The sequence below is a fragment of the Janthinobacterium sp. GW821-FHT03C10 genome (assembly GCF_059420865.1).
On the sequence record NZ_JBWKUN010000006.1, the window covers coordinates 175,745 to 193,215 of the forward strand.

15 protein-coding genes are annotated in these 17,471 nt (G+C 63.7%); 9 read left to right on the forward strand and 6 right to left on the reverse strand.

The features are described from left to right. Nucleotides 1–25 precede the first annotated feature (25 nt). Entirely contained in the window at nucleotides 26–1,027 is a 1,002-nt protein-coding gene (locus AC07VH_RS20550) for a class 1 fructose-bisphosphatase (RefSeq protein ID WP_230539851.1), read from the reverse strand. A 138-nt stretch (nucleotides 1,028–1,165) separates the two neighbouring features. Further along, entirely contained in the window at nucleotides 1,166–3,820 is a 2,655-nt protein-coding gene (gene pepN / locus AC07VH_RS20555; RefSeq protein ID WP_494787825.1) for an aminopeptidase N, read from the reverse strand. Between the two features lie 198 nt (nucleotides 3,821–4,018). On the opposite strand from pepN, the gene AC07VH_RS20560 reads away from it, so the two are divergent. Next, entirely contained in the window at nucleotides 4,019–4,648 is a 630-nt protein-coding gene (locus tag AC07VH_RS20560; RefSeq protein WP_494787826.1) for a DUF4136 domain-containing protein, read from the forward strand. A gap of 180 nt (nucleotides 4,649–4,828) precedes the next feature. Here AC07VH_RS20560 and AC07VH_RS20565 read toward each other — a convergent pair whose 3' ends face one another. The 4 genes from AC07VH_RS20565 to AC07VH_RS20580 all read right to left on the reverse strand — a co-directional run bounded on the left by AC07VH_RS20565 (nucleotide 4,829) and on the right by AC07VH_RS20580 (nucleotide 9,817). Next, on the reverse strand, nucleotides 4,829–5,818 hold the full coding sequence (locus AC07VH_RS20565; protein ID WP_475417943.1) for a quinone oxidoreductase family protein: 990 nt from the start codon (nucleotides 5,816–5,818) through the stop codon (nucleotides 4,829–4,831). 23 nt (nucleotides 5,819–5,841) lie between these two features. Further along, on the reverse strand, nucleotides 5,842–6,231 hold the full coding sequence (locus AC07VH_RS20570) for a methylglyoxal synthase (protein ID WP_475417944.1): 390 nt from the start codon (nucleotides 6,229–6,231) through the stop codon (nucleotides 5,842–5,844). A gap of 29 nt (nucleotides 6,232–6,260) precedes the next feature. Beyond that, nucleotides 6,261–7,181 (reverse strand): DMT family transporter, encoded by a 921-nt coding sequence (locus tag AC07VH_RS20575; RefSeq protein WP_494787827.1) that lies wholly within the window; start codon nucleotides 7,179–7,181, stop codon nucleotides 6,261–6,263. 164 nt (nucleotides 7,182–7,345) lie between these two features. Then, nucleotides 7,346–9,817 (reverse strand): alkaline phosphatase D family protein, encoded by a 2,472-nt coding sequence (locus tag AC07VH_RS20580; protein WP_494787828.1) that lies wholly within the window; start codon nucleotides 9,815–9,817, stop codon nucleotides 7,346–7,348. A gap of 155 nt (nucleotides 9,818–9,972) precedes the next feature. Here AC07VH_RS20580 and AC07VH_RS20585 point away from each other — a divergent pair, with 155 nt between their 5' ends. From AC07VH_RS20585 to rlmH, 8 genes are all read left to right on the forward strand, one after another. Beyond that, on the forward strand, nucleotides 9,973–10,698 hold the full coding sequence (locus AC07VH_RS20585) for a YebC/PmpR family DNA-binding transcriptional regulator (protein WP_152281593.1): 726 nt from the start codon (nucleotides 9,973–9,975) through the stop codon (nucleotides 10,696–10,698). A 60-nt stretch (nucleotides 10,699–10,758) separates the two neighbouring features. Beyond that, a complete protein-coding gene (purD, locus tag AC07VH_RS20590; RefSeq protein WP_494787829.1) occupies nucleotides 10,759–12,027 on the forward strand; it encodes a phosphoribosylamine--glycine ligase in 1,269 nt (422 codons plus the stop codon). Between the two features lie 125 nt (nucleotides 12,028–12,152). Next, nucleotides 12,153–12,938: a hypothetical protein gene (locus tag AC07VH_RS20595; protein WP_494787830.1), complete on the forward strand. Its 786-nt coding sequence runs from the start codon at nucleotides 12,153–12,155 to the stop codon at nucleotides 12,936–12,938. 70 nt (nucleotides 12,939–13,008) lie between these two features. Beyond that, on the forward strand, nucleotides 13,009–14,559 hold the full coding sequence (locus tag AC07VH_RS20600) for a class I SAM-dependent methyltransferase (RefSeq protein ID WP_494787831.1): 1,551 nt from the start codon (nucleotides 13,009–13,011) through the stop codon (nucleotides 14,557–14,559). Nucleotides 14,560–14,689: 130 nt separating this feature from the next. Further along, nucleotides 14,690–15,604, forward strand: coding sequence for an oxygen-dependent coproporphyrinogen oxidase (gene hemF, locus AC07VH_RS20605; RefSeq protein ID WP_494787832.1), 915 nt, complete (start codon nucleotides 14,690–14,692; stop codon nucleotides 15,602–15,604). Beyond that, nucleotides 15,601–16,296 carry a nicotinate (nicotinamide) nucleotide adenylyltransferase gene (gene nadD / locus AC07VH_RS20610; protein ID WP_494787833.1) on the forward strand — a complete coding sequence of 232 codons (696 nt, stop codon included), beginning with the start codon at nucleotides 15,601–15,603 and terminating at the stop codon, nucleotides 16,294–16,296. The genes hemF and nadD overlap by 4 nt, the downstream gene beginning before the upstream one ends. Continuing rightward, nucleotides 16,297–16,986 (forward strand): ribosome silencing factor, encoded by a 690-nt coding sequence (gene rsfS / locus AC07VH_RS20615; RefSeq protein ID WP_494787834.1) that lies wholly within the window; start codon nucleotides 16,297–16,299, stop codon nucleotides 16,984–16,986. It begins immediately after the preceding gene. Between the two features lie 6 nt (nucleotides 16,987–16,992). Next, the gene (gene rlmH / locus AC07VH_RS20620) at nucleotides 16,993–17,463 is read left to right on the forward strand and encodes a 23S rRNA (pseudouridine(1915)-N(3))-methyltransferase RlmH (protein ID WP_034747108.1); all 471 of its coding nucleotides are present in this window, start codon (nucleotides 16,993–16,995) and stop codon (nucleotides 17,461–17,463) included. Nucleotides 17,464–17,471 lie beyond the last annotated feature (8 nt).

Genomic DNA, 17,471 nt, shown 5'->3' on the forward strand with positions numbered 1-17,471 from the left:
AAAATCGTGGAAAAGTGCGGCTTTTTTACTCGGCGTGATACGCGGTGACGCGGGCCACTTCATCCTTCGAGCCGAGGAAGACGGGCACGCGCTGGTGCAGCTTGTGCGGGGCGATGTCCATGATGCGCTGCTGGCCGTCGGTGGCCGCGCCGCCGGCTTGCTCGACGATGAAGGCCATCGGGTTCGCTTCATACATCAGGCGCAGCTTGCCCGGCATCGAGGTGTCGCGCAGGTCGGCCGGGTACATGAAGATGCCGCCGCGGTTCAGGATGCGGTGCACGTCGGCCACCATCGAGGCGATCCAGCGCATGTTGAAATTGGTGCCGCGCGGGCCCGTGTCGCCGGCCAGCAGTTCGTCGACATAGCGCTTCACGGGCGGATGCCAGTGGCGCGCGTTCGACATGTTGATGGCGAATTCCTTCGTCGTGGGCGGAATCTGCATATTGCTTTGCGTGAGGACCCACGAACCCATCTCGCGGTCCAGGGTGAAGCAGTTCACGCCGTTGCCGAAGGTCAGCACCAGCATGGTTTGCGGGCCGTACACGGCGTAGCCGGCCGCCACTTGCTTGCAGCCCGCCTGCATGAAGTCCTGCTCGGTCGGCTGGCCCATGCCGTCCGGCGCCTTCAGCACGGAGAAGATGGTGCCGATCGAGACGTTGACGTCGATGTTCGACGAGCCGTCCAGCGGGTCGAACAGCAGCATGTATTCGCCCTTCGGATAGCGGTTCGGGATCGGGTGGATCGATTCCATCTCTTCCGACGCCATGGCCGCCAGGTGGCCGCCCCATTCGTTCGCTTCCAGCAAAATCTCATTGGAGATGATGTCGAGTTTTTTCTGTACCTCGCCCTGCACGTTTTCCGTGTCGGCCGTGCCCAGCACTTCACCGAGGGCGCCCTTGCCGACGGCGTGGCTGATGGTCTTGCAGGCGCGCGCGACGACTTCGATCAGCAGGCGCAGTTCGGCCGGAATGCTGTTGTTCGAGCGCTGCTCTTCAACCAGGTATTGCGTAAGACTGATGCGTTTCATGAAACCCCTTAGTAATAGTGTTTTAAATACGTCTCGTGCGGTGATTGTCGGCTTACGCGCCGTTGGCGCCAAGCCGACCTACGAAATCATGACGCCGTGTAGGTCGGATCAGCCCGCAGGGCGTAATCCGACACACCGTCAATTGGCCAGCGCCTTGCTGACCACTTCCATCACGTCGTTCGACAAACTGGCCTGGCCGGCGACTTGCTCCAGCGCGTCGCGCATGTGGCCTTGCAGCGCCGGCACGTAACGGCGCCAGCGGTCCATGGAGCGCGCCAGGCGGGCGGCCACCTGCGGATTCAGGGCGTCGAGCGCGATGACCTGCTCGGCCCAGAAGGCGTAGCCGCTGCCGTCAGACGCATGGAATTGCGATGGATTGCCATTGGTGAAATTGAAGATCAGACTGCGCGCACGATTCGGGTTTTTCAAGGTGAACGCCGGATGCGTCATCAGCTGGCGCACGGCTTGCACGTCGGTCGTCGGCGCGGCCGCCTGCATGGCGAACCATTTGTCGACCACCAGCGCCTCGTTCTCGAAGTCTGCATAGAAACTGCTCAAGGCCGCCTGCGCATGCGGCTGCGAGCCGGAATGAATCAGCGCCGCCAGCGCCGCGGCGCGGTCCGTCATGTTGCCGGCATTGTCGAACTGCAGCCGCGCCAGGTCCAGCTCCGCCGCTTCGGGCGCGATCAGCAGATACGACAGGGCCAGGTTTTTCAGCGCGCGCTTTCCGGCCGACAGGGCGTCGGGGCTGTAGTCTCCCGGCGTCTGGTTGGCGTGGTACTGCGCCAGCAATTCAGGTTTCAGGGCCGCGGCGATGGTGCGGCGCATGAACTGGCGCGCCGCATGGATCGCCTGCGGGTCGACTTGCGCCATGCGCTCGGCGATGATGGTTTCCGACGGCAGGATCAGGGCCAGCTCGCGGAAAGCGGGATCGAGCGTGTCGTCGGCCAGCAGGGCGCGCTGCGCTGCGATGAAGGTGTCGTCCAGCGCCAGGGGCTCGCCGGCGGCGACGGCGGCGGTCAGTTTCAGCAGGCGCTCCATGGCCAGGCGCTGGCCCGCTTCCCAGCGGTTCACGGGATCGCTGTCGTGGCGGAACAGGTGCAGCAACTCCGCATCGGTATAGCCGTATTCGAGCACCACGGGCGCGGAAAAATCGCGCAGCAGCGATGGCACGGGTTCTTCCGTCACATGCGTGAAGCGGAAAGTCTGCGACGCCTGCGTCAATTCCAGCACCACGCTGGCCGCGCCGTTCGACGCCACGCCATCCACGTGCAGCGGCAGGTCGCTGCCATCGGCGGCCAGCAAGCCGACGGTGACGGGAATGTGGAAAGGCAGTTTTTTCGGCTGGCCCGGCGTGGCGGGGCAGCTTTGCGCCAGGGTCAGCTCGAACGTCCGGCTGGCGGCGTCGTAGCGCGTGGAAGCGGTGACGACGGGCGTGCCGGCCTGGCTGTACCAGCGTTCGAACTGGCTGAAGTCGCGGCCATTCGCGTCCGCCATGGCGGCGCGGAAGTCGTCGCACTGCACGGCCTGGCCATCGTGGCGTTCGAAATACAGGTCCATACCCTTGCGGAAACCGTCGCGGCCGACCAGGGTCTGGTACATGCGCACCACTTCGGCGCCCTTCTCGTAAATGGTGACCGTATAAAAGTTATTGATCTCGACGAAAGAGTCGGGACGCACGGGATGGGCCATCGGGCCCGCGTCTTCGGGGAACTGCGCCTGGCGCAGCGTACGCACCTGGTCGATGCGCGTGACGGCGCGGCCCGTGTCCGTGCCGATCATGTCAGCCGAGAATTCCTGGTCGCGGAATACCGTCAAGCCTTCCTTCAGCGACAGCTGGAACCAGTCGCGGCAGGTCACGCGGTTGCCGGTCCAGTTATGGAAGTATTCATGGCCCACTACCGCTTCGATGCCCGCGTAATCGACGTCGGTCGCCACGCGCGAGTTGGCCAGCACGTACTTGGTGTTGAAGATGTTCAGGCCCTTGTTTTCCATGGCGCCCATGTTGAAGTCGCCCACGGCAACGATCATGAAGCGGTCCAGGTCCAGTTCCAGGCCGAAGCGTTCCTCGTCCCAGCGGATCGAGTTTTTCAGCGACTGCATGGCGTAATCGGTCTTATCGAGGTTGCCCTCTTCCACCCACACCTGCAGCAGCACTTCGCGGCCCGATTTCAAGGTATAACGCTCTTCCTGGCACACCAGGCGCGCCGCCACCAAGGCGAACAGATAGGATGGTTTCTTGAACGGGTCTTCCCACTTGGCGTAATGGCGGCCGTCGCCCAGGTCGCCCTCTTCGATCAGGTTGCCGTTCGATAGCAGCACCGGATAGCGTTCCTTGTCGGCGCGCAGCATGACCGTGTACCTGGCCATCACATCCGGGCGGTCCGGGAAGAAGGTGATGCGGCGGAAGCCTTCCGCTTCGCACTGCGTGAAGAAATTATGATTCGACACGTACAGGCCGGACAGCGAGGTATTGTCCTGCGGCGCCAGCACGGTCTCGATATCGAGCAGCACCTCGCCCGGGGCCTTGGGGATGGTCAGCATGCCGGCCGTCAGCTTGTATTGCGACGGTTTCAGCAGCTTGCCGTTCAGGCGTACCATCACCAGTTCGATGTGTTCGCCGTGCAATTCAATGCTGCGGCTGCTGCTGGCAGGGTTGTGGCGCATGCGGATCCGGCTCGCCACCACTGTGCGGGCGGGATCAAGATCGAAACCAAGTTCGACGCTGTCGACCAGGAAGCTGGGCGGCGTGTAATCTTTGCGGTAAATCGTCTGAGGGCTATCTGTGCGCATAGGGATTTGGGTGGGAGCGGAGGCAAAAGCCTATTTTACCAACACCAGCCCCCGCTCGTCGCGATTCAGCTCAGGAATGTTGGATTCCCTTACACGCCGACATGCTCGGTAACATTCTGTAATAATGAATAGAAACAAATAGAACTATTCTTATAATACTAAGCGATGAATTGTGTCTACTAATCAGGAGGTCATGCAATGAAACGTTATCTCACCATCATGATGGCCGCATTGACCGTGTTGCTGACCGGATGCGCCACCACCATACGCAGCGATGTCACCGTCTTCCATGAGTGGCCCGCGCAATTGCAGGACAAATCGTATGCGTTTGAAGCGCCAGCGGCGGAAGACGACACGCTGGAATACCGCAGCTACCAGAACCTGGTGCGCGCGGAACTGGCCAAGCACGGCTTCGGCGAAGCTTCCGGCCCCGCGGCGGCCAATTTGCGCGTGGCAATGAATTTTTCCACCGTCGACTATCCTGAACGCGTGCTGCAGGCCACCGACCCGTTCTGGTATGGTCCCGGCTACTGGCCTGGCCGCTACGGCTACCGCTACGGCGCATGGCCAGGCTATGGCCGCTTCGGCTACAACCCCTATTGGTATGGCCCGCTGGAAATGGAAGAGAGCGTACGCCATAAGTACGAACGCGAATTGCGCGTGACGATCAATGACCGCAGCGGCAAGAAACTGTACGACGTGACCGTGCAATCGACCAGCAACAAGCGCGCCACGTCGCAAGTGATGCCCGCCATGGTGGCGAGCGCCTTTGCCGACTTCCCTGGACAGAGTGGAGTTCCCCGCAAGGTGGAAGTCAAAGTGGAATAAGTCACTGACGCTCAAAAAAACCGGCTGGTGCAGCGATGCGCCAGCCGGTTTTTTCATGTCTGTTTTATGCCTATGAGTAATATGCCTCGGCGGCAAAGGTGAGCGCGCCGATCAGGGCCACGGCCAATAACAGCACGAGCAGCAGGCGGCCGAACTTCGGCGCGCCGTCATGTGGGCCGCTCATGGCACGATGATGGTCGAACCAGTCGTCTTGCGCCCTTCCAGGTCCGTGTGCGCCTGGGCGATATTGGCCAGGCTGTAGCGCTGGTTGATCTCGATCTGCACTTCGCCGCTGCTGACGACGCCGAACAGCGAGGCCGCCATCTCTTCCAGGTTGGCACGGTTCGAGGCATAGCTGAACAGGGCCGGGCGCGTGATGAAGAGCGAGCCGCGCGAGGCCAGTTCGCTCAGCGTAAAGGCCGGCACGGGACCGGAAGCGTTGCCGAAGCTGACCATCATGCCCAACGGCGCCAGGCAGTCGAGCGAGCCCGTAAACGTGTCCTTGCCGATGGAATCGTAGACCACGGAGACGCCCTTGCCGCCCGTGATCTCGCGCACGCGCTCGACGAAGTTTTCCGTGTTGTAGTTGATGACGTGGGCCGCGCCGTGCGCCTTGGCCAGCGCCGCCTTTTCATCGGAACCGGCCGTGCCGATCAGGTTCACGCCCAGCACCTTGGCCCACTGGCAGGCGATCAGGCCCACACCGCCAGCGGCCGCGTGGAACAGGATGGTATCGCCCGCCTTCAGCGCCACCGTGCGGTGGAACAGGTATTGCACCGTCAAGCCTTGCAGCATCATGGCGGCGGCCGTATCGAAACCGATGCGCTCGGGCAGCACCAGCAGCAGGGCCGCCGGCAGGTTGCGCTGCTGCGCATAGGCGCCATTGATACGCGCCGCGTAGGCCACGCGGTCGCCGACCTTCACTTCCGTGACGCCCTCGCCCACCGCCTCGACGATGCCCGCGCCTTCCACGCCGAGGCCATTGGGCAGCGGCTGCGGATACAAGCCCGTGCGGAAATACACGTCGATGAAATTGAGGCCGATCGCCTCATGCTTGACGCGCGCCTCGCCGGGCCCCGGCGGCGGCAGTTCCACGTCCACGTATTCCATCACTTCCGGGCCGCCCACGCGCTGTACGCGGATGGCCTTGGTGGTAATCGTTGCGCTCATGCTCATCTCCTTGTCTGGGTGAATCAGGCGGCAGCAACGGCCCGCGCCTGCAGCTGCGACAGCACCAGGTGCGCCGACGACAGATTCGTCGCGCACGCCACGTTGTGCACGTCGCAGGCGCGCACCAGGGCATTGATGTCCGGCTCGTGCGGCTGCGGCGTCATCGGGTCGCGCAGGAAGATCACGCAATCGATCAAGCCTTCCACCAGCAGCGAGCCGATCTGCAAGTCGCCGCCGAACGGGCCGGAATGCTTGCGTTCGACGGCCAGGCCCAGCTCATTGATCAGGCGGCCGCCCGTGGTGCCCGTGGCCGACAGTTCGCAGCCCTGCAAAAAGTCCAGGTATTCGCCCGCCAGGGTAATCATGTCATCTTTTTTCTTGTCGTGGGCAATCAGGGCGATGCGTGTTTTCATGGTAAGGGCGTTTTCAGTGGGTGGAGGAATTATTTCTTTTTCGACAGCAAGTAAATACCGGCCAATACCAGGCTGGTGCCAGCCAGTTGCCAGTTGGTGATCGGTTCATTGAGGATCATGGCGCCCAGGAACAGGGTCGAGACGGGGCCGATCATGCCCGCCTGCGAAGCGACGGGCGCGCCGATGCGTTCGACGGCGATCATCGTCATAAAGACGGGCATCACCGTGCAAAAGATGCCATTAAGCAATGACAAGCCATACACGGGCATGGGCTGGATCAGCAATTCGACGGGGCGCAGGATGAAAAACTGGGCGATGCAGGCAAAGCTGGCCACGCACATCGCATAGCTGACCAGGCGCATGGAGCCGATGCGTTTCACCAGCTCGCCCGAACCCAGCAGATACACGGCATACGAACAGGCCGAGCCCAGCACGAGGGTGGAACCGAGGGCCACATTGCTGGCGCCGCCCTGCAAATCGTGCACGAATACCAGCACGATGCCGCAGTACGAGGTCAGCAAGGCCAGCCACTGCAGGCGGCTGATGCGCTGCTTGAAGTACACGGTGGTAATCAAGAGCACGAAGGTCGGCGTGAGAAACAGGATCAGCCGTTCCAGCCCCACGGAAATATATTGCAGGCCCAGGAAGTCCAGATAGCTGGACAGGTAATAGCCGACGAGACCCAGACCGACCAGGCGCCAGCGGTCGCTGGTCGACAGCGGCGGCTCCGTGCGCATCTTCCACCAGGCGATGACGGCGAACACGGGCAGCGAAAAGATCATCCTGAAGGCGATCAGGGTGACGGCATCGATCTGGTAGCGGTACAGCAGCTTGGCGACGATGGCCTTGGTGGAAAACAGCACCGCACCGCCCACGGCGATGGCCAGGCCACCGAGGTAGACGGAACGGGGAATAGATGGAGGATTTGCTTGCGGGGAACTGGAGCTCATGCCCAGATTGTAATGGCAAAAGCCAAAGACGGCGTGGATGGGGCGTAGGTCGGGTTAGCCCAAAGGGCGTAACCCGACACCACCGCAACGTAACCCGCCCCCCATCCCCGCCAACCATGTTGTCGGATTACGCGCGGCATGGCCGCGCTAATCCGACCTACCCTTTACGCCACCACCACCGCCGCCGCGCCCGCCGTGACCGTGGCCGTCGTCACGCGCGCAATCACGTTCGAAGGCGCCGCCGTGCCGATCAGTTTATTCACCTGCTTGAACTGCGCCACCAGCTTGCCAGGCGTCAAGGTGACCACCGTGTAGCCCTGCGCATCCGTGTTCAGGTGCTTGATCCACGGGTTGTTGCCCAGGCCGGACAATTGCTGCGCCAGGCCCAGCAAGGTCGCGCTGAAGTCAGTGCTCGCTTTCAAGCCAGCCTGCACGGCAGCGACCGTCGCGTCCAGTTGCGCCTCCGGCACGCCCTTGGCGGCCAGCGCGCCGCGCAACTGCACGCGCAATTGTTCCAGCAGGCTGTCAACGGTGGGCGCGGCCTTGCCCATGGTGTAGTCGAGCAGGTTGACGTCGAGGTTGACCGTGCCCAGGCCCGTCACGGGAATGGCCAGCGGGTAGCTGACGAGGGTGCCGATGTCGCCCATGGCGCCGGCGGCCGACTTCAGGTAGCTGAAGAAGGAATCCGAGCTGACGCCGGCCGACACGAGGTCCACCATGACGGGCGTGCCGCCGCCGGCCGCGTCGAAGTCGTCGCTGACCGTGCCGGCGAAGAACGAGTGGATATCACCCGTGATGGCCACCACGTTGCCGATGGCATTGTTTTTCAGGTGCGCCATCAGGTTCTTGCGCTCGCTGTTGTAGCCGTCCCACTGGTCGCAATTGAGCAGGAAGCGCGTGAAGAACGGCGCCAGCGCCGCTTGCTGGCCCGACGCGGCGACGAAACTTGAGGCGGCGCCCTTGGCCTGCACGTCGGGCTTGATCCAGCCGAAGGCGATCACCTGTGCGGCGGCGGCCGGCGAGCCGCTGTTGTAGGCGGCTACCGTGATACCGGCCTGGGCCGCGCTCAAACCGGCGCCCACGGCAGCGGCGCCCTGCGCGCTGGCGTTGGCGGCCGCGCCGGCGATCGCCATGGCCGCTGCCTGCGCCACGGCCTGCGATGCACCGGCCGTCGAAGCGGCCACGATGGCGCAGGCCAGCGGCACGCTGCCGCCCACCAGCGGCAGGGTGCTGGCGATGGCCTGGCCCACTTTCGACATGGCGCTCAGCGCCAGCAGGGTGGCAATCGCATCCGTGCCATTCAAGCCCATGCGCAGCAGGGACACTTCATTGCCCCACAGCTTCCAGGTGGACGTGGCCGCCTTCATCTTGCTTTTCCACCAGTCGCGCTGGGTCGTGCCCAGCATGGCAACAAAGGCCAGCGGGTCGGCGCCGGCCTTGGTGGCGGCCGCCATTTTCTGCCCTTCCACGCTGTCGAACAGCGCTTGCGGCACCAGGTAGCGGCTGCCGATGCTGCCCAGCGGCTTGCCCGTGGCGGGATTGATGGTCGACTCGGCGACCGCATGGTCGGCGCGGTACAGGCGCTCGTCCGTCATCACCAGCTGCATCAGTTTGCCGAACTGGAAATCGCGGTAGATCTGGATGTTCTGGAACGTTGTCGCGGCGGCATCGAACGTGACGTCGGCCGGCATGTATTCGAACCATGCCTGGTTGGCGCTGCGGCGGCGGGCCGGCTGGTGCAGATCGCTGCCATCCGTCGCCACGATGCCTTCGTAGGTGGAGGCATCCTGCCAGGCGTCGTCCGTGAATTCGTGGTCGTCCCAGATGGCGATGAAGGCGAAGCGCTCGTGCACGGCTTGCAGGCGCGTATCGGTGCGGTATTTCTTGTACAGGTAGCGGTAATCGGCCACGGTCGTCGCGTATTTCGCGCCGGAGGTGCCGCTTTTATACGTGCCATCTGGCAATTTCAACTGGTCGTGGCGGCTTTCCACGGCGCCGCTCTGGAACGCTTCACCCACCGTTTCATAGATGTAGTCGCCCAGGTGGACGATGAAATCGAGCGATTCGTTGGCGGCGATGTGCGACAGCGCGCCCCAGTGGTTGATGCTCCAGTCCTGGCACGTCAGGTAGGCGAACTGCAGCTGCGACACGTCGCTGGTCGCAGCCGGCGCCGTCTTGAAGCGGCCCACGTTCGAGCGCACGTCGCCGGCGATGAACTGGTAAAAATACACCTGGCCCGGCTGCAGGCCCGTCACCTTGTGGCGCAGCGTGTTGTCGAAATCGGCTTTCAGGGGCAGCTTGGCATCCACGATGGGCGTGCCGGCCAAGGCCGTATTACCGCCCAGGCCGGCCGTATTGTCGGCGGCGCTGACGATCAGGCGCACGGCGACGTCCGATTTACCGGCCACGGCGGGCGCGACGGCGTCGAAACTGGCGGGCACGACGCGCGTCCACAGCATGGCGCTGTCGGCGCGCGGGTCGCCCGAAGCCACGCTTTGCGGGAATTTCCAGTCGCTGCCCGAGGCCAGCGGCACGCCAGGATCGCTGTGATCGCTGCTGCCGCAGGCCGTGAGCCCGGCGGTGGCCACGGAAACCGTAATGAAGCCGCCCAATTTCAGAAATTGCCGTCTATCCATTTGACTTGCCATGATGTCGCGCCCTCGATATGGTGAAAGCGCGTCACTTTAGCAACAGATTGTGTCATCCTGATGACGGGGCCATGCCGCTTCGCAGGGGGCCGATATGCTAAAATGTCGGCCACAATTGAACACCCGTCTAAGGAAGATTCGACATGGCAGGACATAGCAAATGGGCCAATATCAAGCATAAAAAGGCTGCCACCGATGCCAAGCGCGGCAAAATCTGGACGCGCCTGATCAAGGAAATCACGGTCGCGGCCCGCATGGGCGGCGCCGATATCGCGGCCAATCCGCGCCTGCGCCTGGCCGTCGACAAGGCGGCTGACGCCAATATGCCGAAAGACAACGTCCAGCGCGCGATCAACCGCGGCAGCGGCGGCGTCGACGGCGCCAACTACGAGGAAGTGCGCTACGAAGGCTACGGCGTGGGCGGCGCGGCCGTCATCGTCGAATGCATGACCGACAACCGCGTGCGCACGGTGGCCGAAGTGCGCAACGCCTTCAACAAGAATGGCGGCAACATGGGCAACGAAGGCTCCGTCGCCTTCATGTTCCAGCACTGCGGCCAGCTGCTGTTCGCGCCGGGCACCGACGAAGACAAGCTGATGGAAGCGGCCCTGGAAGCGGGCGCCGAAGACGTCATCGCCGACGAGGAAGGCGGCTTCGAAGTGCTGACCCCCGTACACGATTTCGCCGCCGTCAAGGAAGCGCTGGAAGCGGCCGGCTTCAAGGCCGAAGTGGCCGAAGTCATCATGAAGCCGGCGACGGAAACCGTGTATGCGGGCGACGACGCCATCAAGATGCAAAAGCTGATCGATGCGCTGGAACTGCTGGACGACGTCCAGGAAGTGTTCACCAACGCCCTCATTGAGAATTAATCACTCTGCACACAAGGGCGGCACCGCCGCCCTGCAACCCACACTGAACGAACGGTCCCTATGAAAATTCTGGTAGTCGGCTCTGGCGGCCGCGAACACGCCCTGGCCTGGAAACTGGCCCAGTCCGAACGCATACAGATGGTGTATGTCGCTCCGGGCAACGGCGGCACCGCGCGCGATGCGCGCCTGGTCAATCTCGACATCAGCGACCCGCAATTGCTGGCCGACTTCGTTCAGCAGGAACACATCGGCCTGACCGTCGTCGGCCCGGAAGTGCCGCTGGCGGCCGGTATCGTCAACCTGTTCCGCTCGCGCGGCCTGAAGATCTTCGGCCCGACCAAGGAAGCGGCGCAGCTGGAATCGTCGAAGGACTTCGCCAAGGCCTTCATGCAGCGCCACGGCATCCCGACGGCCGCCTACCAGACCTTCTCCGACATCGCTCCCGCGCACGCCTACATCGACGCCATGGGCGCGCCGATCGTCATCAAGGCCGACGGCCTGGCCGCCGGCAAGGGCGTGGTCGTTGCCATGAGCCTGGAAGAAGCGCACCAGGCGGTCGACATGATGCTGTCCGATAACCAGTTCGGCGACGCCGGCGCGCGCATCGTCATCGAGGAATTCCTCGCCGGCGAAGAAGCGAGCTTCATCGTCATGTGCGACGGCAAGAACATCCTGCCGCTGGCCACCAGCCAGGACCACAAGCGCCTGAAGGACCACGACCAGGGCCCGAACACGGGCGGCATGGGCGCGTATTCGCCGGCCCCCATCGTCACGCCGGCCATGCATGCGCGCGTCATGCGCGAAATCATCGTGCCGACCATCCAGGGCATGGCCAAGGACGGCATCACGTTCACGGGCTTCCTGTACGCAGGCCTGATGATCGACGACAAGGGCACGCCGAAGACGCTGGAATTCAACTGCCGCATGGGCGACCCGGAAACGCAGCCCATCATGGCGCGCCTGAAGACCGACCTGGTCACCGTCATGGAACACGCTGTCAACGGCACGCTCGACGCCGTGGAACTGGAATGGGACCGCCGCACGGCCGTCGGCGTCGTCATGGCCGCCGCCGGCTACCCGGACGATCCCGTCAAGGGCACGCCGATCGGCGACATCCCGGCCGAAACGGCGGACTCCGTCACCTTCCATGCGGGCACCCGCATCGACGGCGAACGCCTGGTCACCAACGGCGGGCGCGTGCTGTGCGTGGTGGGCCTGGGCGACAGCATCAAGATGGCGCAGAAGCAGGCGTATGAGACCGTGGAAAAAATCCATTTCGACGGCGCGCAGTACCGCCGCGACATCGGCTGGCGCGGTTTGAAGCACTAAGCACGCCCCTGGCGGCGAACGGCGGGGCCGGCGCGGAGATTATCCGTCCCGGCCCCGTGTGCATAGGCGCGCCGGGAAACCGGCATCTGCGCTAAGATTTTGCCTTCCTGACAAAATTACAGCCCATGACCACACGCTCCCATCCCTCCCTCGCCGAACTGCGCCGGCTCGGCATGATCACGCCCCAGGAACTCGGCGAGGCGATGGACGAACTGGACATCCTCGCCCAGCCCGACGAGGACGATGTCGACATGCCACGACTGGCCGCCGGCGCAGGTCTCGCCGACACCCTGGCATGGCTGCTGCGCACCGACCTGCTGCCGCAGGACGACTTCCTGCGGCGCGTGCGCGACCTGCCGCGCCAGCATGACGGCGCGGCCCTGCTCGAGCGTCAGCAACTGGCCGCCGACACGCTAACGCTGGTCAACCGCCAGGCCATCGACACCCTGTACGACGAAGACCTGCTCGACCAGTGGCAACGCGATGCCGCGCACGCCAGCTTGCCGGCGGACCGCCTGCTCGCCTCGCCGGTCGCCGCCCTGCGCGACATGCTCCGGCAAGGCACCCTGACGGCGCAACAATTCGAGGCGCTGCGCCTGCGCACACGCCAGCGCGGCTCGGAACTGGCCTGTCTCATCGTCGACGCCGCCGCGCGGCAGGCCCGCCCCGCCTATGCCCGCCCGGGCACGTGGGTGATGGCCGCGCTGCTACTGCTGGTGCTGGCCTTTGCGGTCCGCACCATCGTCTCGAGGCAGCCGTCCGCCCCCGCCGTCCCCGTCGCCGGGCAAGGCACCGAGCGGCCCGATCTGCAGCAGCGCGCCGCGCAGGCCGTGGAGAGTGCGCGCGTGCCCGGCGGGCCGGACCTGTCCATCACTGTGGTGCAGGAGAACGCTGCGCCGCCGGCACGCTAATGCACGGCGCACTTCCCGCGCCGGCGGCCATGATGGCATACTGCCGTTTTGCCACCAATGCGGGGAAGCCATGGCCTGGAATGAAGGATACGTGTCGGATATCGAGTACACCAACGGTTTTTACAGCGACCTGAGTCCGCATCACCTCAATTTCAGCTGCATCCTCAACGGCATCGAACCAGTGCCCCTGGATCAACCCTACACCTACTTTGAACTGGGCTTCGGGCGCGGCCAGACGCTCAACGTACTGGCCGCAGCCAACCCCAACGGCCAGTTCTACGGCAACGATTTCAATCCGGCCCATGTCGCCGGCGCACGCGCCCTGGCGGCAAAGGCACAGTTGGGCAATCTGACCCTGCTGGAAAACAGCTTTGAAGAATTGGCCCAGGGCCGCGTGCCCGATCTGCCGCAGTTCGACTTCATTACCTTGCACGGCATCTACACTTGGGTCAACCGGGAGAACCGCCAGCATATCGTCGACTTCATTGCACGCTATCTGAAACCGGGCGGTATCGTTTCACTCAGCTATAACGCCATGCCTGGATGGAGTTCCGCCCTGCCCCTGCAACGCCTGCTGCTGGAGTTTGCCGCCAGCTTCCCCGGCCGCAGCGACTTGCAGATGCAGGCTGGCATCGCCTATGTGCAGCAGTTGCAGAACCTGCAGGCCGGCTACATCACGGCCAATCCCGCACTCGCGCCGCGCCTCAATGCGCTCATCAACAGCGATCCCCATTACAGCGTGCATGAATACCTGAACCAGAACTGGGAACCGCTGTACCACGCCGACGTGATGCGCGATGTGGCGCGCGCCAAGCTCGATTTTGCCGGCTCGTCCGACCTGCCTTTTGCCTTTCCCGAGCTGTATCTGAACGCCGGCCAGCAAGCCACCATCGACTTGCTGCCCGACGCGGCCATGCGCGAAACGATGAAGGATTATTTTCTCGACACCAGCTTCCGCAAGGATGTGCTGGTACGCGGCGCGCGGCGCATGGGGACGGTGCGCCAGGCCGAATGTTACGCCGACGTACACCTGGCCATGCTGGTGCCGCGCGCAAAAATGACTTTTACCTTCCAGACCAAGGCCGGCGTCGTGACAGGCAACGAGCAGGTCTACGGCGCCGTCTGCGACGCGCTGGCGAACGGCCCGCATAGCCTGGCCGAATTGGCCGCACTGCCTTCCTTGCCCGGACAGAGCGTGCAAAGCCTGGCGGAGGTGGCGGCCATGCTGGTCACCGGCAGCCAGGTCGTGATGTATTTTCCAAATGAGGCGCAGGGCGACAATGGCGACGCGGCCGCGCACCGCCTGAACCGGGCCACCGGCGCGCAGCTGCGCTACGGCGACGACTACCGCATCCTGTGCTCGCCATTGACAGGCAGCGGTATCGACACGGAATTCATCGACCGGCTGCTGTTTTCGCTGCTGAGCCAGGAGCGCGAGCAGCCGGACCTGGTCACCCTGCAGGCGCAGGCGGCCACCGCCATGGCGCAGTGCGGGCGCCGCCTGCTCAAGGATGGCGCTGCATGCGCAGACGAGGCCGCGCATCAGCAGCTGCTCAACGCCGCCATCGAGGAATTCATGCGGGACGCACTGCCTGTGCTGCAGCAATTGCGCGTGCTGTAGAAGGTGCTGGCCGCGGACGGTGCGCGCGGCCAGCCGCAAAACCACAGCGCCAGCGCCGCCCTATCACAAAAACGCGTAACAGGGTACAATCCGTCCTTACTTTTTTATTTCGGCCTCGTCGGCCCACGCGATGTCGTCAACTCCCTCTCCTTCGGCCGTCAAGGCTTATTTGCTCGATTTGCAAAGCCGTATCGTGCACGCGCTCGAAGCGCAGGACGGCAAGCCCTTCCTGACCGATGCCTGGCAGCGCCCCGAGGGCGGCGGCGGCATTTCGCGGCTGATCGAGGAAGGCAATGTGTTCGAGCGGGGCGGCGTGAATTTTTCGCACGTCACCGGCGCAGCACTGCCGCCATCGGCCGCGGCCGCGCGCCCTGAACTGGGCGGCAAGGCATGGGAAGCAATGGGCGTGTCGCTGGTGCTGCATCCGCGCAATCCCTACGCGCCCACGGTGCACATGAACGTGCGCTTTTTCAGCACCGTGAATACCGATGGCGAAGCCGTATGGTGGTTCGGCGGCGGCATGGACTTGACGCCGTATTACGGCGACGCGGGCGACGTGAAGCACTTCCATCAGGTGTGCCATGATGCGCTGGCGCCGTTTGGCGCGGAACTGCATCCGAAGTTCAAGCAGTGGTGCGACGATTACTTCTACCTGAAGCACCGGCGCGAAGCGCGCGGCGCCGGCGGGATCTTCTTCGACGACTTCAATGCCCTGGGTTTTGACGACAGCTTTGCCATGCTGCGCAGCGCGGGCGACGCTTTCATCGACGCCTACGTGCCGATCCTGGCGCGGCGCAAAGACACGCCCTACGGCGAACGCGAACGCGATTTCCAGTGCTACCGGCGCGGACGCTATGTCGAGTTCAATCTGGTCTTCGACCGCGGTACCCTGTTCGGCCTGCAGTCGGGCGGACGCACAGAGGCGATCCTGATGTCGATGCCGCCCGTGGTCAAGTGGCGCTACGACTGGCACCCGGAAGCGGGCAGTCCCGAAGCGGCGTTGTATACTGACTTCCTCGTGCATCGCGACTGGCTGCAGGCGTGACGGAAGTTGGCACGGCGGGTAGTACTGCGACCAGTACGGCATGCGTGACGCTGCTGGGCGGCAGCTACGATCCGGTGCACATGGGCCACGTCGCGCTGGGCACGCATTTTTCCAGCCTGCTGCACGCCGATGAACTGCGCGTGATTCCGGCCGGCGCGCCCTGGCAAAAGGGTAAGCTGGGCGCCAGCGGCGCGCAGCGCGCCGAGATGGCCAGCCTGGCCTTCGCCGGCCTGCCCCTGCCCGTGGTGATCGACCGCCAGGAAATCGAGCGCAGCGAACATGGCCAGGCCAGCTACACCATCGATACCTTGCGCCAGGTACGCGCCGAGCTGGGACCGCGCGCTTCCATCGTTTTCCTGATGGGCGCCGACCAGCTGCAGCGGCTCGCGACATGGCGCGAATGGCAGCATTTATTTGAATACGCGCATATCTGCGTCGCGGCCCGCCCCGGCTTCGCGCTGAATGACACAGCAGTACCGCAAGTGGTCGCCGATGCATTTTCGCGCCGCCTGGGGTCTCTGGAAAGCATCCGCAACACGCCGCACGGTCTGACTTATCTGGCACAGGACTTCGCGGTGGATATCTCCGCCACCGAAATACGTGCGGCATTACAACGGGGGAATCGGGCAAACCCGCTTGTTTCCCCGCTAGTGCTAGACTATATTGAACAACATAATTTATACAAAAGCTAAATGGACATCAAAAAACTGCAAACCCTCGTCGTTGACGCCCTTGAAGACGTCAAAGGCCAAGACATCGCCGTCTTCGAAACGAGCCACCTGACCAGCCTGTTCGACCGCATCGCGATCGTCTCCGGCACCTCGAACCGTCAAACCAAGGCGCTGGCCGCCTCGGTGCGCGACAAGGTCAAGGACGCCGGCGGCCAAATCATCGGCATGGAAGGCGAGGACACGGGTGAATGGGTGCTGGTCGATCTGGGCGACATGATCGTCCACATCATGCAAGCGCCTATCCGCGCCTACTACCGCCTGGAAGAAATCTGGGGCGACACTCCGGTCAAGCTGGGCGCCGCCAAGCGCGCGCCGAAAAAAGCGGCCGGCGACGAGCCGAAAAAGGTCAGCGGCCATCTGGCGGCAAGCAAGGCCAATGTGGAAGCTGCGCCCGTGATTGAAAAGAAAGCGCCAGCGAAGAAAGCCACGGCTGCCACCGCCGCCAAGAAACCGCCGGCGAAAAAAGCCGCCGTTTCCAAAGCCGTCGGCAAGACCGTGAAAGTCGCGCCTACCAAGACCGAAGCGGCCGCTGTGAAAGCGCTGAAAGCGCTGCCGGAGAAAAAAGTACGCGCCCCGCGCGCGGCCAAGCCGGCAGCCGATGCAGCACCGGCAAAAACCGTGATCAAGCGTATCAAAAAAGTCGAAGCGTAAGCGTCGATGCAGCTCATCATCGCTGCGGTCGGCCATAAAATGCCGGCCTGGATAGAGACGGGCTTCGCGGAATACGCGAAGCGCATGCCGCCGGAATTACGCATCGTGCTGAAAGAAATCAAGCCGGTGGAGCGTTCCGGCAGCAAGACCGCCGCCACGGCGATGGCGCTGGAACGCGAGCGCATCGAAGCCGTCCTGCCCAAGGGCGTGCGCATCATCGCCCTCGACGAACGCGGCAAGGACCTGACCAGCGTCGGCCTGTCGCAGCAATTGATGGCGTGGCAGCAGGATGGCCGCGACACGGCTTTCCTGATCGGCGGCGCCGACGGCCTCGATCCGCAACTCAAGGCGCGTGCCGAAGGCATGCTGCGCATCTCCAGCATGACCCTGCCGCACGGCGTGGTGCGCGTGATCCTCGCCGAGCAGCTCTATCGCGCCTGGTCGATCACGCAAAACCACCCCTACCACCGCGTCTGAACTCCCCC